This window comes from Flavobacterium sp. KACC 22761 (assembly GCF_034058155.1).
GTDB lineage: Bacteria > Bacteroidota > Bacteroidia > Flavobacteriales > Flavobacteriaceae > Flavobacterium.
The window spans coordinates 1,103,530-1,120,571 of sequence record NZ_CP139148.1 but is presented as its reverse complement, the minus strand read 5'-3'; the positions used below and the strand labels follow the sequence as shown (position 1 = coordinate 1,120,571).

The 17,042-nt window shown below is 32.3% G+C and carries 11 protein-coding genes; 3 read left to right on the top strand and 8 right to left on the bottom strand.

Going from position 1 to position 17,042, the window contains the following annotated elements; genetic code table 11:
* Positions 1-131: 131 nt before the first annotated feature.
* The gene (locus SCB73_RS04985; protein ID WP_320569002.1) at positions 132-2,936 is read right to left on the bottom strand and encodes a TonB-dependent receptor; all 2,805 of its coding nucleotides are present in this window, start codon (positions 2,934-2,936) and stop codon (positions 132-134) included.
* Positions 2,937-3,169: 233 nt separating this feature from the next.
* On the opposite strand from SCB73_RS04985, the gene SCB73_RS04980 reads away from it, so the two are divergent.
* The 3 genes from SCB73_RS04980 (at position 3,170) to SCB73_RS04970 (ending at position 6,599) form a co-directional block, all read left to right on the top strand.
* Positions 3,170-3,853, top strand: a complete 684-nt coding sequence (locus SCB73_RS04980) for a response regulator transcription factor (RefSeq protein ID WP_026728392.1) — start codon at positions 3,170-3,172, stop codon at positions 3,851-3,853.
* Between the two features lie 189 nt (positions 3,854-4,042).
* Positions 4,043-5,113 carry a sensor histidine kinase gene (locus SCB73_RS04975; RefSeq protein ID WP_320569001.1) on the top strand — a complete coding sequence of 357 codons (1,071 nt, stop codon included), beginning with the start codon at positions 4,043-4,045 and terminating at the stop codon, positions 5,111-5,113.
* A gap of 175 nt (positions 5,114-5,288) precedes the next feature.
* The gene (locus SCB73_RS04970; RefSeq protein WP_320569000.1) at positions 5,289-6,599 is read left to right on the top strand and encodes a porin; all 1,311 of its coding nucleotides are present in this window, start codon (positions 5,289-5,291) and stop codon (positions 6,597-6,599) included.
* Positions 6,600-6,739: 140 nt separating this feature from the next.
* Here SCB73_RS04970 and SCB73_RS04965 read toward each other — a convergent pair whose 3' ends face one another.
* The 7 genes from SCB73_RS04965 to SCB73_RS04935 all read right to left on the bottom strand — a co-directional run bounded on the left by SCB73_RS04965 (position 6,740) and on the right by SCB73_RS04935 (position 16,955).
* Positions 6,740-7,810 (bottom strand): glycosyltransferase, encoded by a 1,071-nt coding sequence (locus SCB73_RS04965; RefSeq protein ID WP_320568999.1) that lies wholly within the window; start codon positions 7,808-7,810, stop codon positions 6,740-6,742.
* 238 nt (positions 7,811-8,048) lie between these two features.
* On the bottom strand, positions 8,049-8,624 hold the full coding sequence (locus tag SCB73_RS04960) for a hypothetical protein (protein ID WP_320568998.1): 576 nt from the start codon (positions 8,622-8,624) through the stop codon (positions 8,049-8,051).
* 63 nt (positions 8,625-8,687) lie between these two features.
* Positions 8,688-12,119: a hypothetical protein gene (locus tag SCB73_RS04955; RefSeq protein WP_320568997.1), complete on the bottom strand. Its 3,432-nt coding sequence runs from the start codon at positions 12,117-12,119 to the stop codon at positions 8,688-8,690.
* Positions 12,120-12,238: 119 nt separating this feature from the next.
* The gene (locus SCB73_RS04950; RefSeq protein WP_320568996.1) at positions 12,239-13,027 is read right to left on the bottom strand and encodes a hypothetical protein; all 789 of its coding nucleotides are present in this window, start codon (positions 13,025-13,027) and stop codon (positions 12,239-12,241) included.
* A 616-nt stretch (positions 13,028-13,643) separates the two neighbouring features.
* Positions 13,644-13,871, bottom strand: a complete 228-nt coding sequence (locus SCB73_RS04945) for a DUF5808 domain-containing protein (RefSeq protein WP_320568995.1) — start codon at positions 13,869-13,871, stop codon at positions 13,644-13,646.
* Positions 13,872-14,517: 646 nt separating this feature from the next.
* Positions 14,518-16,434: a peptidase domain-containing ABC transporter gene (locus SCB73_RS04940; RefSeq protein WP_320568994.1), complete on the bottom strand. Its 1,917-nt coding sequence runs from the start codon at positions 16,432-16,434 to the stop codon at positions 14,518-14,520.
* Positions 16,431-16,955, bottom strand: coding sequence for a TlpA family protein disulfide reductase (locus SCB73_RS04935; RefSeq protein WP_320568993.1), 525 nt, complete (start codon positions 16,953-16,955; stop codon positions 16,431-16,433). Before SCB73_RS04935 ends, SCB73_RS04940 begins: the two co-directional genes overlap by 4 nt.
* Positions 16,956-17,042 lie beyond the last annotated feature (87 nt).

Here is a 17,042-nt window from a genome sequence, read left to right as displayed (position 1 = left end):
CCTGAACATTACATTACAGTTACCAAAAATTGATTAAAATGTGAAGAGAATGTTAAGTGAATCTTTGCAAATTGTAGCCATAAAAAAAGCTCCAGATATCTGGAGCTTTCAAGTATATTGTGTTCTTAATATTAGAATGTGTAGCCAACTTTAACTGAGAATCCTATACCTTTTTTGTAGCTGTTTGCTAATAAAGATGGTTCGTCAACTTTTACTGTTCCGTTGTTTCCAAATTCTAATTGTCTTGCAGGGTTTAGTAAGTTGTCTGCTGTAAATTTCACGTCGAAGTGGTCTGAAATTTTGCTTCCCCAAACAAAGTCTAATTGAGATACAGGTAATTCATAAGTATTGTCTTGACCGTTTGTTCCTACTGCATAAATTCTTTTTCCGAATACACCATAAACAAGAGACATAGTATTTGTCCAATCTTTACCTAAATTGAATTCGTATTTCAAATCAGAGTTCACTAACCAATCTGATGCACCTTGTAATGATCTTGTTTGGTGCGTTTCGATAGAATTTTTAACAGTCACTACTCCATCCTCATCTTGAGATTCGTAAGTTTTGGCAACATTTACTTTTGTTGACATTAATGAAGCGTTCAATCCAAAAGAGAAATGCTCTAGTTTGTCGCTAATTCTGTTTAGGCCTAAAAGGAACTCAACTTCTGCTCCGTATAAAGTTGCATTGTCTGAATTTAAGAAAGTAGTTACTGTTCCTGACGTAGCGTTTGCAATAAACGTTCTTTCAATTGGATTGTCAATATATTTTCCAAAAACACCAAAAGCTAACATTTCTTTAGATGTTGGGAATATTTCATATTTTAAATCAACATTATAGTTGTCGCTATTTTTCAATAATGAGTTACCTTGTGTAGAAGTGTTATCCGCATTGATGTATGAGATCGGGAAAGCTTCCATAACAACTGGTTTTGTATAGGTTTTACTTGCTGCGAAACGAATATTAGACGTTTCTGTCATAAGATATTTCAAGTTTACAGAAGGTAAAACATAAAGATTATTGTATGTTTTTACTTTGAATGGATCATCAAAAGAACCTAAAGTTCTGAAATGAGTTTCTTTGATCGTGTTTTCAACTCTTAAACCTCCATTAAGTTCAAACTTGTCAGCAAATTTCCAGAATAAGTTTGCATAACCTGCATTAGCGCTTTCGTTAAGTTTTACTTTGTAAGTTGCGTTTGAGCTTTCAGCAAAATATACAGAACCGTTGCTGATGTCAGTTCTAATTTTGCTATCAATATTGTTTATGTCATTTGATGAAAATGCACTACCATAACTTGCAACAAATCGGTAAGAAGATTCCATTTTAGAAAAGTTTCCGTTATAACCAACAGTCAATTTGTTTTGTTTTTCTTTTCCAAATTTTAAGTTGTACTCTAATAATCCAGAAACATACACATTGCCATCAACACTTAAATATTGACGTAAGAAATTGTTTGCTCCATAAGAAGTGTTGATTTGGTTGTCAGTTTCTTGAGTACCAGTGTAGAATTTTCTGTCAGGCTGACCGTATTTCGTATTTGCATAAGATACACCACCTTTTAAAGTTTGGTTTTTATCTTCTGTCAAATTGTATTCGCCTAATAATTGCGCATTTAAATAATCTGTTTTATCCAATTGATTTGTACGGATAAAGTTATTGTTGATACCATTATTGCTTAAAACCCCGTATTGATCTAAGATCGAGTTTAATGTTGTTTTTAAGTATATAGTATTGAAAGATAATTTGTATCGTTCAGCTGAATAGTTCACACCCACTAAGGCCGAAGTACTCGTTTTGAAACGGTATTCTGTATTGATGAAATCATTGTTGTATTTATCACCAAGCGTTTGTAGTGTTCTGTTAACACCTTCTCTAACTGCAAAGCTATTATCGAAATTAAGAGATAATAAATAAGAAACGTTGCGGTTATTGCTTAAGTCAAATTTTTCTGCGTGCAAAAAGTTGAAGCTTGAGTTAAGCGGGCTTTTGCTTTTGCTTACGTTAAAACCTTTGTCTCCGCTTACAGAGTTTAATGCTTGATCTTGTGTGAAAGTTGTTCTTCCGGCAGTTTCACCTAAGAAACTTGGCAATTCTCTATCTTTTCCATTAAATCCGAAGAAACCTGCGGCAGTATCTGCATCTCCAGAAAGCAAGAAATCTTTGAAACTGTTTCCAGTTGTATATCCTGCTCCAAGATTTATTTTAGTAATATTTTTTGTTGGTTTTGAAGTTTGGATATTAAAAGTTCCTCCAGCAAAATCTCCGTAAATGTTCGGGTTGAAAGTTTTGTAAACATCAATTACACCTACAATGTTTGTTGGGAACAAATCAAGGGGAACAATTTTTGAATATGGGCTGTTTGAAGGAGCGGCAAGATCATTGATCAATAAGTTGTTGTAACGATCTTCAAGACCACGAACAAAAATTCCTCTTGAACCTACTTTTGAAATTCCGGTTACTTTTGTCAAACCTTCTTCAACATCGCTTACACCTTTTCTAGACATTTCCTGAGCACCAATACTTTGTTTGATTACAACAGCATTTTTTTGGTCTAAAAGTAAAGCAGTTTCTTTTTCTTTATTAGCTGTCGATTTTACAACAACATCTTTAAGAGTATAGCTTCCTGATGAAAGTACTTGGTTAACAGTAACTGTTTCTCCAGCTTTTACAGTAACAGGTTTTTCTACATTTTCATATCCAACGAAACTGAATACTATAGTATAAGTTCCAGGATTTACAGTCAACGAATATTTTCCGTCAATGTCAGTGTTTGCACTGATGTTTGTTCCTTTTAATAAAACATTTGCAAAAGGAAGTGCTTGATTGTTAGATTCTTTATCGGTTAATACACCAGAAATCGTACCTTTGTTTTGCGCGATCGAAATCGAACAGATAAATAATGTGATTAATAGAAATTTTAAATTGAATTTCATTTCAGTGTTGTGTTTAATTTATTTTGGTGCAAAGAAAGAACCGCATTGTAAAGTTCATGTTAGCCACTTGTTATGTTTTTGTGTTGCTAAGATTATCAAATTGTTACCAGATTAAATTACCGTTAACCGTAATTTTTAACAGTTATTTTGTTACTATCTTTACGCTGTGAAATAAAAAACATCGAATATATATTAATGAAAATTTGATGTTCAAATCTCAATTTTTGCTATTTATGAAAAAAACACAAACTAAGATTTTATTAGTTGACGATGAACCAGATATCTTAGAAATCGTTGGCTATAACCTTGCTCAAGAAGGCTATCAAATTGTAACAGCTTCAAACGGAAAAGAAGCTATAGCAAAGGCTCAGAAAGAATTGCCAGAATTGATCATTATGGACGTAATGATGGCCGAAATGGACGGGATGGAAGCTTGTGAACACATCAGAAAAATTCCAGAACTAAATAATGTTATCATAACATTCTTAACCGCAAGAAGCGAAGATTATTCGCAAGTAGCTGGTTTCGATGCAGGTGCTGATGACTATATTACAAAACCAATAAAACCAAAATTATTGGTCAGCAAAGTAAAGGCTTTGTTAAGAAGGTTAAAAGAACAAGAAATCGTTACGGATACTATAAATGTTGGCGGAATCGAAATTAATCGTGAAGAATACAAAATCATAAAAGGCAATGTCGAAATTGCTTTGCCAAGAAAAGAATTCGAACTATTCTATTTGTTGGCTTCTAAACCAGGAAAAGTTTTCAAAAGAGATGAAATTCTTGATAAAGTTTGGGGCAATGAAGTGGTAGTTGGAGGAAGAACAATCGATGTTCACATCAGAAAACTTCGTGAAAAAATTGGCGAAGACCTTTTTAAAACCATAAAAGGAGTAGGCTACAAATTTGAAGTATAATCCTTTTAAGACGCTAAGGTCCTAAGATGCTTAGATTCTAAGGTTTAATTCAAAACGAATCTCAGTTAAAATTTAAACCATATAAGAAATTGAAGTTCATTACATTTATATGAACTTTAATTTCTTATATGGTTTTTGAGTTAAGCTTAATTTTTCTTAATATCGTAATGGTTGAATTAAATAATATCAATGAAAATCAATTTTAAAAAAACATACAAATTCGCCATAAAATCGGCATTGTATATCAGTCTTTTCTCGACAGGATTTGTGCTGATGCTGATGTCTTTATTTTATAAAAACCAATTAAAACATCAAATTGCTTTTGGAATAGTATTTATTATTTCAGTTTATATTTTTTCTTTTTTGGTTTTGCAATATCGCGTTGAACGCTTCATTTATAGAAGAGTAAAGAAAATTTACGATGAGGTTTCTTTATTAGAATCAACACCTCTTATCAATCAGCCCATAACAACCGATATGGAAACACTTTCACGAGAAGTGAAAAAGTTTGCCACAGATAAAAAGCTGGAAATTGAAATGCTCGAAATTCGTGAACAATACCGAAGAGAGTTTTTAGGAAACGTTTCGCACGAACTTAAAACACCATTGTTTACAGTTCAAGGTTATGTTTCGACTTTGCTTGACGGCGCTATGGACGACAAACACATTCGAAAAAAATATTTAAAACGTGCCGAAAAAGGTGTAGAACGTCTTATATATATTGTAGAAGATTTGGATATGATCACCAAATTAGAATCGGGAGATTTAGATTTGAATATGACCGATTTTGATATTGTCGAATTGATTCAGAATGTTTTTGATTTGCTAGAAATGAAAGCGGATAAAAAGAAAATCAAATTGGCTTTTGAAAGCAAAAATGTGCAGTCGGTTATTATTCGTGGAGATCAGGATAGAATTCAGCAAGTTTTAGAAAACTTGATTGTGAATTCTATTAAATATGGAAAAGAAGGCGGTTTGACCGAAGTTGGTGTTGTAAATCTTACCAAGAAAAAAGTTTTAATCCGAATCAGTGATAACGGGGAAGGAGTCGAAAAACAGAATATTTCTAGACTTTTTGAACGTTTTTACCGAGTGGATAAAAGCGGAACAAGATCTGAAGGTGGTTCTGGTTTAGGATTAGCAATTGTAAAACATATTATTGAGGCTCATAAAGAGAAAGTCTATGTTGAAAGTGAATTCGGAATTGGTTCAGAATTCTCTTTTACGCTTGAAAAAGCCAATAAAACAATAAAATCCTGAAGTTAAATTATTGTAAGTTGAGTTGTGCTAAAAGCCGTAAAACAAGACTTTTAACAATAAATAAACATTAGGCTTCAGTGCCTAACATTAAATTTTTATTATAGTAACATCTTGTTAATGATTTCTTAACATAGGTGCTTCATCTTTGCATCCTGAAACTAAGGGTAAAAGAAAAATGATAAAAAAATTAGTTCTTGTGATGACAATATTGCTTGCAACAGCAGTAAATGCACAAGATGTAAATCAGCAAAATGTAAATAAACAGGAAGTAAAAAACGAAGTACTTCGTATTTTAGATTCTATCAATAAAGCAAAACTTCCAGAAACAAAGTCTGGAGGAGGTATTGAAGAACATTGGTACGATAAAATCTCTTTAAGAGGTTATGCTCAAATTCGATACAACGGTTTGTTTTCTACAAATGATAAAGTGGCGTGCGACCAATGTGACAGATCTTGGGGAACAACTTCAACAGCTCCAGACGCAAAAGCAAACAACGGACTTTTTATTCGTCGTGCACGTTTAGTGTTTTCTGGTCAGGTTCATCCAAATGTATTTTTCTATTTCCAGCCCGATTTTGCTAGTTCTCCAGTTACTGGAATTCAAAATTTCGTTCAAATTCGCGATTTGTATTTTGACCTTTCTTTTGATAAGAAAAGAGAATATCGTGTTCGTGTCGGACAAAGCAAAATTCCGTATGGATTTATAAATATGCAATCAAGTTCACAGCGTTTAACTTTGGATCGTCCAGATGCAATAAACAGCTCAATAGCAAATGAGCGTGATTTAGGACTGATTTTTTATTGGGCACCAGCCGAAATCAGAGAGCGTTTTGCTATGTTGGTAAAAGATGGTTATAAAGGTTCAGGCGATTTTGGAGTATTTGCTTTTGGAGTTTATAACGGACAAATTGCAAATAAAATCGATGCAAACAGAGATTTGAATGTTGTTGCTAGAGTATCTTATCCTTTTGTAATTGGAAGCCAGATTATCGAGACTGGAATTCAGGCTTATGACGGAAAATGGGCTTTCACCGACGAAATTTCTACAGGTGTTATTGTAAACAATCCTAAATATGTGAAAGATGAAAGAGTAGGTGCAACTTTTGTTTTGTATCCAAAACCTTTCGGAATCCAAACGGAATATAATATTGGTAAAGGACCTCGTTATAATCCAGCAACAAATACGGTTGACGAAACGAGTTTGAATGGAGGTTATGTTTTGCTTAATTACAAATGGGATTACAAGAAACAGCATATTTATCCGTACGCTCAATTTCAATATTATGACGGAGGCAAGAAATATGAAAAAGACGCTAGAAGTTATGTGGTGAGAGATTACCAATTTGGAATCGAATGGCAACCAATCAAAGCATTCGAATTAACAGCCGAATATGTTATTGCTGATCGAACTTTTGAAGACAGTGCCCGTCCAATTAATAGACAAGAAGGAAATTTGCTGCGTTTGCAAGCACAGTTTAACTTCTAAAAAATAAAAATTAAATCCGTATTTATCCGCGTTTTCACGAAGTGAATCCGTTTAATCTGCGTCTAAAATCAGAGCACAGGTAAAACAGATGTGCATTCGCAAAAGCGCTAATTAATACGGATTTTTTTTATAGTTGAGAATTATTCTTCAAAAACCGAAAATAATTTATCCCAGTCAATATCACTTTTAAATTGTGTCAATCCTTTAAACGAATTTACTTTTGAAAGATCTTCAATGGTAAAGTCGTCTTGCATTGCATATGGCACTAAATTTTCATTTTGAAGTTTTATGGCCAAATATTCTTGTTCATATTGTCCAGGAGTTGGGATAAAAAAGGCTTTTTTGCCCAATTTTGCCAAATCCATAACAGTTGTATAACCAGAACGACAAAGTACAAATTCACTTTCGTTGAAGGTTTGCTCCAGCTGTTTCGAATTCATGAAATTGTAATAGGTAACATTTCCTGCCTGCCATTTGCTCTGAACTTTCTCAACAATACCTTGAACAAAAACTACTTTTCCTTTGAAATTAGCCACTTCCTTTTGAAGTTTTTGATCTAAATACGTTCGTTGAGGTTCAGGACCTGATAAAATAATCATTAAATCATAAACTATTGGCGTTTCCTTTTTCTTCATTCTGCTCAAAGGCCCAATGTATTTTAAATTCAGATCATTTGTTTTCAAATGCCCCAAATCTCCCGTAAGATTCGTTTCTTCATTCGAATCAGGAACCCAGCACTCCGTATATTTTTTAATAATATGCTGATGGCATTTGCTTGTAAACCAAGTTGTGTTTCCTGTCATGACATTCAATTGATGCGTCATAAATACAGAAGGAACTTTTTTGCTGAAAACGCCCAAACGGTTGTCTGAAATAATACCATCAATTCCGTGTTTTTTTATCCAGGAATTAACAATCTTTTTTTCGTCCAGAATGGCTGTAATCATTTTAGGAAGATTCTTAATCAGCTTCCATTTAAAATTTTTGCCGTTTTTGGCATATTCAATATGATAAGAAGGCAATTCTAAAGTTTGTATATACGGAAATTCTTTTCGCAACAAAGCCAGTGCAACTCCGTCAGAAGCGATAATCGGAATAAATTTGTTTTCCTGAAGCGCTTTGATAATTGGGATGCATCTGGTGGCGTGGCCTAATCCCCAGTTTAATGGAGCAACTAAAATTGTTTTGTTAGCAGAATAGTCAATGCTCATAGTTTAACGCTTTTTAAAAGCGAATATAAAGAAATATGTTTCTTATGAGATTTCGGACATATTACTAAATTATTAACTGAATATTTTATTTAAGATTCTAAGATGCCAAGCTCCTGAGACACTAAGTTTTTAGAGATTGAAAATCGCTTAAATAAAAAAACCGAACGTAAGTTCGGCTTAAAATTTGGTGTTTTAAAAGCTTAGCATCTTAGAGCCTTAGCAACTTAGCAACTTTTTTTTAATCTTGGATATAAGTTTTATTACCATTTTTATTGATGTAATACTTGCCGCCTTTAGGACCAGTATATACTTTTTTGCCGTTATATTCTCCAGTTACTTTGTCTGGTGTTTTTGGCGCTTTTTCATTAGTTTCTTTTAAAGTCTTAGTAGCAGATTTTTTTGCTGCAGTGGCATCTTTTGTTGCAGACTTGCTTGCAGCATCAGCTTTTACGGCAGTTTTTTTAGCTTTGTCAGCTTCGGTTTTTGCTTTTGCGCTTTCTTTATCGGCTGTTTTCTTAGCGTCGCTAGCATCTTTTTTTGCCTTTGTTGCTGTTGCGGTTGCATCATCAGCCGCTTTTTTAGATTTGTCAGCAGTTTTTTTAGCTTCGCTTGCTGATTGTTTTTTAGCTTTTGATGCTGCAGCTGTTGCGTCATCTGCTGCTTTCTTCGATTTATCAGCTTCTTTTTTTGCGTCAGCTTTTGCTTTTTTTGCAGCGGCTTCTGTTTGGCTCTTAGTTGCTTTTGTTGCGGCATCTTGTCCATAAAAATTAGATGAGAAAGCCACTAAAAAGCAAAGCAATAATAATTTTTTCATAAGGCTACATGTTTAAATTTCAATTAAAATTAATCAATTTATTGTCATCTTTTTCGCAACTCACTAAAAATATGCACGAAGGTTTACATTTCCTGTGTGTACGGTTGCACCCGTCTCACTTTTGCGCCCTTGATAGTTTAAGTTGATATCTAAAAATGAGGTGATATTTTTCTGTAAAAGCAATTTCCAAACTAAATTTTGTCCCGCTTGAAGTCCTTCAAGCATTTGAAATCCAACAGATGAAAATTCGTTTCCATTAAACTTGTTTTGATAAAATGAAAACTCGCCATTTAAAGCCACTTTTTTTTCTCCAGCAAATGAAAATGAAGTGCCAAGTCTATTTTGAACTAAAGTTTCTAAATTGCCAATCTGATTTTCCTTATTCTGAAATTCATAAAAGAAATCCAAACTAGTGTTTTTTGAAAACAAATAACTGATTTTTGGCGCAAGCTGATAGCCTCTTAGATCATAATTTTTCTCGACAAAATCTTCTGAAACTAAATTGGTTTTTATGGTTTTGGTGAAAAAATTAAAAAGCCACGTTTTCTGAACCAAATGTGTGTATTGTACTTGATGCGAATTATTCGTGACATTTTGCGAGCCAACGGAAAGCAGGTTTTTTCCTTTATTGACCAGATAAGAATAAGTGACAGAATGTTTTTGTTTTCCTCTGTTAAAATACAAGCTGTTTCGTAAACTCGAATTCAATCCCAAAATATTTTCTTCTGAAGAATCAAACGGATTCAGTTCCAATCGCTCGCCTTGACTTTTCACTTTTCGGTCCATAATAAACGACGTTTGATTGTAGAAATAAGAAGCAAATTTTTTGAGTCCTTTTTCATTTTGCCATTGTGCTGGATTTAGTGTCAGCGATTGCGAAAATTTATTCTGATTGGTTTTTATATAAATCTGATTCGGCAAAAAGATTCTGATAAATCGCGCTTGATCTGAAAATTGAGCAATTTCAAATTCTTCCAATTCCTGAATTCCATTGCCATTATAATCATTCCAAGTATAAACTCCTTGTCCGGTTGGCACTTCAATATAGGTGTATTCCTGCTGGGCAATAGTTCCAGAGCTGGTTTCATAGGTGGTTCCGATTTGCATCAACTGATTAAAAAATCGGTCATTGTATAGGATTCTCGAATTTAAGGAAGGTTCGTTGCTTCGATTCGGATCGGTAAAATCCAGATTTCGATAGCTCATATAAACTGCCAAATTTGTTTTTTTATTTTGAATCAGTTTTGATCTCAAATAATAAGTCTGAGAATTGTTTACATGTTGCAGTAATCCGTTTTGCAAACTGTCGTTTCGGCGTTGTAAAAAGCCAATTTCTGCAAAAACTTTTGTGCTGTCACCACGGCCTATGAAAGCACCATATTCTGAGAATCTTTGGCTCAAGGCCGAAAACTGATTGGTTGTTTTATCTTTTTCCTGATTGTCTTCGAGTTGCATGCTGGCACCAATCCAGTTTTTGCCAAAATGATATTTCGTTCGGGTTTGATTTCTAATGAATTTTGATGTTGAAGTGGTTGCATCTGAATTCAAAAAGCTTCCCTGATTTTCAAAAGTCCATTTTTTTATTTTGAAAAAAGCCGATGTGGTGTGGCGCGTTCCCGAATAACTTTCGCTGAAATCTAATTTTTCAAATTGGTAGGTCAACAAACCAATATTTGAAGTTTTCTTCTTCGCAAATAAATCAAAATTGATTCCCGTTGTCAGCAGACTTTGATTGCCAAAAAGCGTCGCATTTAAATTCCAATCACGGCTAAATTCAATATTATACAATCGCTCCACCGACTTGAAATTTTCCTCCACATATTGATAATTTGCAAAGGCATCCAATGTCCAAGTTTTGGTAAAAAGACGTTTTTTGAGATTGGTCTTAAAAGCAATTCCTTCATTATTCCCGTCGTCAATGCTCGAAAATAAGTTTTTATCATTGTTGCTTATGGCGAGTTCAAAATCAGCCAATGTTTTTTCGTTCGGATTGTATTTTCCTAAAAATGTCGCAACCTGAAGTTTTATTGGCGGTACTAATTGCACAATTGGCTCGTAATTTCCTTGCAGAATTCCGTTTACTGGCGGTGCATATTCATAAATTCTTTCAACCGAATTATTGTTCTGAATAATATAATTTCCTGCATTATTTCCAACCAAACTAAATTTTACATTGTACAAAACATCGGCAGGATTGTTCGAATATTCATAAACTTCAACTGAGTTGATCAATGTTTTTTTATACAAAATTTTATTGTCGGCATACTTGTCTTCATAAGCAGAAGGCGCTTTCATCAAATCCGGATTGTCTCCAGCATCTTTCAAAACTTGAACTTGATTTGTAGAAAGATTTTGTTGCAAAGGCTGATTTTTCAAATCGCTTTCAGAATAAATATAACCGCCAAAACTCCAATTTTTGTTTTCGTGCGTGCCACCGGCGTAAGTCACCAATCGGTTATAATTTCGTTCCGAATATTGGTATTCGATATTGATGCGCATTTCAGAAGTGATCGTAAAAAGTGACGTAAAAACAATTTCGCCGGCATTATAATCAATTACATAATCATTGTTTTCACCACGTTTTAGCAAAACACCATTCACGTAAACACGTTCTGAACCCGAAATGACCAAAACATACAATTCGCCGTTTTGTCCTTTTAATTTATACGGACCTTGATTTCCTTCCTGACCGATAAAAGTGCTTTTTGCATATTGCCCTTTTACAAAGGCGACGGAAGCAAAAACATTTGTTTTGCTCTTTCCTGTATCAAAATCAAAACTCGCAGAAAGTCCCTGAACTTTTTTGTTGAAATTGAGAAATTGAGTTTTATGATTTTCCAGAAAGACATCGCCTGCGCGAATGTTCCAATCATCGCTGAAAAGCTCCATGAAAATATTGTCAAACTGATCCAGTTTTTGAGAATAACCGCCATTCTGTAATGGAATATTATTGTCTTGAAGCGAAGCCCGAAGACTGACTTTGTCTGAAATTTTTCCGGTAATCTGTAAATCTAAATTGGAATTTAAAACGGTATTTTGATTGTTACCGACAGTAACGCCACGCGTAATGCTTCCGGAAGTATTTAAGCCGTCAAACGGAACGACTTTTTTGGTATTGGCGTTGTCAATTTTATACAGTTTTTCAGAACCAGCTTCATTGCTTACTACTTGATCTAATTTGTAAAGACTGTATTCTTTGGTGATAAAATCGGGATATTTTAAATAATTGACGATTAAAGTATCTGAAATCGAAGTGAATTTTTCGTTTAAAAGAAGCGTTCCTTTTTCAAAATTGATTTTGTAAAAACTGGAGTCAATGCGTTGATTTTTGGTATTTAAAAGCTCAAAAAAACTGGAATTTATGCTGACATTTTCTAGTCGAATCGTGTCGCGCGTTGCAATTACTTTTTTTGTTTTATACGATGATTCAGTTTCCTGCGCGTGAAGCCCAGAAAACCAGATGAAAACCGTTAAAAACAGTAATTTTTTCAGCATAAATACTTTAACTCTAAAAAAGCCAAAAATAGTATTTATAATTGGGAAATGTTTGGTTGCTTATTTTGTTTGTAATGAGTTATTGATGAGCCTTGAGGTAATCACAACTGCTTTTGCATTTATGCGTTTTTAAGACTTTGGTTTTCTTCTATTTTGAGCCTCGTTTCATTTATAAAGTCATTTGCATTATCAATGTAGAACAATACGTTTTTTGAGTTTTTTGTTATTCCGAAAGGGAGTTTGAAATTTTGACTGTTTTTTAGTTCTAAAGAAATATTGTGTGGTTCCAGTTTGCCTAACAATGCATATTTTACCAGATCAGGGCTTTTTTCATAATCGCCTTCAAATTTATTGATGGATAAAATGGAATGCATCGGAATTTCAGTAGTTTCAAAAAGACCATAACGAAGCACGATTTTTTGAGAAAGTACAAGATGTGTTCTGAAAAAAATAGCTTTCAGGTGACCAATTAAATTGATTAACAAATAAACATGAAGTACTAGAAATAAAATGGCTAAGGTTTTATTTCGGGAAATTAACAAGGCATGAAATCCAAATGCTTCAAAAACAGAAACAAGCATTAAACCAAAATAAAGACCACCAACGCCACTGTTGTAATATCCAGAAAAGTCATTTTTAGTTTTTTTATCGCCTTGCCATTTGATAAAACAATAATAAAACGAGCAAATTTCAAAGGCAATCACCTTTCCTAATTTTTGAAAACGCACTGACTTTTTTAAAGAGTTCGTGATAATGGAATGGGCATCTTGCTCTATATTTTCTGTTTGTTTGGCTGTTTTTCTGAAATTTTTTAAGAACAAAAATGCTTTCAAAATCAAGAAGAGTAAAAAAGCAATATTTAAATAAATTTTCCATTGAAACAATTTTCCGAAGAAGTTGTTTCCCATTGGAAATATGTACGGTGTTATTTTAAATATCGAATAAAAAACGAACCAAAAAGTGAGTTCTGTTTGTTTTTTTCTTGTAAATAAATAGTAGAAAAAGGGAAGAATTATTAAAAAAACTGCTGTTGAGAAAGAAATAAGTTGAGGGTTGTTTTTTATAAAATTACTAAGACTAAAAAGTGCAATTATGGTTTCTGTAATTGTGAAAATAATTAGTAATCTATATTTTTCTAACATAAGTTTTCTAAAAATTAATTTCCGATAATCATTTAAGTTGTAGGGAAATAATTTTCCCAGTTGCACTTTGTAGCCTAAAAAACAAAAGTACTATTTATAATTGGGAAATTTAGAAGCTGAAATGGCGAGCTTTATAATGAAGAATCATTTTGGTTTTTGAGATTTTTTTCTTTTTTAATTTCTGCTCTATAACTTATGATGACAACAATTAACGTCAAAAAAGGGTCCGATAGAATGTTTGAAATCTGAATATGAAATATCATTTAAGCTTTCTTTTTGTAGTATTGGGCTTAAATCGATGCCAATATATAACACAATTATAATGAGAAAAAGTAGCATTAATTTCTTTTTTGTTGTCATATAATTTTAGAGAATAGATTATTTATTTTTTTGTTCCTTCAGCGATAATCATTAAAATTAAAATAAGAACAACAGATAAAAAGACTGAATTTGGATTGGCAAAGTTAATTGTCCAGCCAAATTCTTTTATTCGTTTGGGAATTAATATTCTATTGTCTTTTGGGTTGTAATAAAACATTCCCCAAACCCAATTGTTTGGGTCTTTATGCCAATTGTTTTTTTCTTCTTCTGAGGGTTCTATATTATTCATATTCGTTACTTTAATACAATTGTTTCTTGGTAAATAACACTAATTAATCCTGTTGAGCTTGGCAACCAAGGGTTAAGCACGTAACAGAAAAAAATAAATAGATCGCCAATAGTTTTGTTTTAGATTTAATCATAAAATGTGATTTAGCAATGTTTAGAATTGATTGATTTATTTTTTTGGAAATTTCTTGTTATATCTCATAATTAACAAAAAACCTATTGCACATCCTATAGCTATATATAGACTTGGTTCATAACGCTGATTAATTATTTTTTCGATGGAAAATCTTTCTCCTTTAAAGAAGAATATCCAAAACATTACTAACACAACTAGGGGACTATAAATGTAATTATAGATAAAAATATATGGTCTATGATTTTTTGATTTCATGATTTAAAAAATATTTATACTAATTGTTCGTTCCAATACTCGCTATAAAAATTACTGGATTTCATTAATTCTTCATGATTGCCAAATTTAGATATTGTTTTATTTTCCAATATATAAATGGTGTCTGCTAAGTTTTTAAGTTTGTTAAGGCGATGAGAAATAAATAGTACTGCACAATTGGGCTTTATTTTTTGAAGTAGCTGCATTGTAAAATTTTCAGTATTTCTATCCATTGCAGATGTTGCTTCATCGAGAATTAAAACTGAGGTTTTTTATATAAAGCTCTTGCCAAAGCAATAATTTGTTTTTGTCCCCCACTTAAATTAATCCCTTCTTCACCAACTACGGTCATTAAGCCTTGTGGTAATTGACTTAAATAAGGTTCAAAGCCATATTCATTAATAAAGGTTACTATGCTTTCGGGAGTATCAATTGCTCCAAGTAATATGTTGTCAATTATAGTTCCGTTGAATATAGTAATTTCTTGTGGAATTACACCTAATAAATCTCTGTAACCTTCAAGTCCTATTTCTTGAAATTCATGAGTGTTATTTACAATTATGTTGCCGTTTTCAAAATTATAAAAACGTTGTAATATTTGTCCCAGAGTACTTTTGCCACTTCCGCTTTCGCCAACAATAGCAGTAAATTTTCCTTTTTCGATTTCTAAATTAATGCCATGAAAAAGTTCACTGCGACCAGCAAACCGAAAAGAAAGATTTTGAATAGAGATTTTATTAATTTCTAAAAGTTCTTTACCCTTTTGGTTTTCCTTTTCTATCGATGCAAATTCATACATTCGGTTAAATGCAATTTTAGCTTCGTTTATAGGAATCGAAATTAAAGCCAGATTTGCGATTGATGGCAGTAATGATCCTACTATTCCAAGAATAGCCATTAGCTCACCAATTTTAATTTCTTGATTAAAGACCTGAACAGAAGTATAAATTATAATGCCAATTAAAAAAAAGACACTGGCTATACCAGATTGCCATGATAGTGAAATATTGATTTTTCCCAACTGGAACATTTTTTCCTGATAATTTGAGAAAATTTGCTCATTTAAGCTGTTGAAAAAAGGCTGTTTATTATCATTTTTTATAGTCGAAATTCCCTGAATAGTATCGATATAGTTACTTTCATTAAGAGCATAACTTTGCATAACTTCCTTTTGAGAGTTCATTATCTTTTTATTTTTATGATAAATTATAAAGAAATAAATTGGTAAAGTAATTAATGAAATTAAACCTAATTGCCAAGAATAACTAAAAAGAAAAATAAATGAAATGATGGTGACCAGAGTGTCAATTACAAATGTAGCCGAAAGTATTTTAATGACGTTTTGTATGCGTTGCGTATCATTTAATCTTGCAATTACTTCCCCTGTTTTTCGAGTGTCAAAAAAAGATTTTGGTAATTGCAAAAGGGAGCTGAAAAAATCATTATTTATTCGATTGTTAAAGTCTTTCGATTGTTGTAATAAAAAGTATTCTCGTAAGATTATTATACCAACACGTGCAGACAGTAAAATAGTTAATAGAACAATTCCTGAAATTAGTTTTTTGATGTTGTTTGAAGGAAGTATATCATCTATAAGCTTTTGAGAAAAAAGAGCCATTGCTAACCCTAATCCAGCGACGAAGATGCCCAGTAAAATAGAAATCCAAATGAGTTTATAATCTTTTTTAACTAAATCTAAAAACCATTTTTTCTGGTTGTTTTTTTGTGTTTTCACAGTAACAAAGCCGTTATTTGGTTCAAGTGTTAAGCAGGTTTTAGAAAACCATATTTTTTCTAATTCCAAAATGCTTAAGGTATAAACTCCCTTTGCAGGGTCTCCAATTAGAAAGCCTTCTTTTTCAGTGTATTGATAACAAACAATATAATGGTGTAGCTGATTTTCGGTTAAAATGTGTAAAATTACAGGTTGTTTATGGTCAATCAATGCCTGAATATCAGCTTCACATCCATCGGCATTAAAACCCAATTTATTTGCAGCTTGATAGAGACCCAGCATTGTTGTTCCTTGCTTTGAGGTGCCACTTAGTTCTCTGATTTTTTCTAGAGAATTATAGCCATCATAAAATTTTATAAGTGACAATAAGCAAGCTACACCACAATCTGATTGATCAAGTTGTGGAGTATAAGTTCTTTGAATGTGTTTTAAATTCATTGTTGAGAATTCAATTTTTTAATCAAAATTTCTGGTTTTGTTTGCCCATTTATTTTTTCAATTAGATTATGGTTTTTATCGTAGAGAACTATACATGGAATTGAATTTACATCAAAAGTAGGAGCGAAACTTGCTTTTCCGTCATATAGAAAATGAATATTATCATAATTATTTAGGTGATTGTATTGAGCAAACTTTTTTATTAGATTAATATTTTCACATGATACAAAAATGATTTGAATGTCTTTTAAGATTTTAATGTTTTTATTTATTATTTGTGCTTCTTCATTACAGTAATTACAATCTGTACTGAAGTAAATAAATATTACAGGAGTGACTTTTTTTAAGTTTTCATTAGTGAAGTTTTCTCCATTTATGTTTAGATAAGAGAGTTTAGGTATGCTTTTGGTATTCTGTTCAATTTGCTTTTTATAATTTATTTTGTAGATTATTTTATTACTTAAAAAAAGAAAAATTCCTATAAACAATGACGTAAATATAATTTTGAGCGATTTTTTCATTCTTTTTTTGGTTCTTTTAATAGCGTTATTATGATCGTAATTGGCATTGTAAAAATTCCGGAGAAGGTTCGGAATAACTTTGTATTA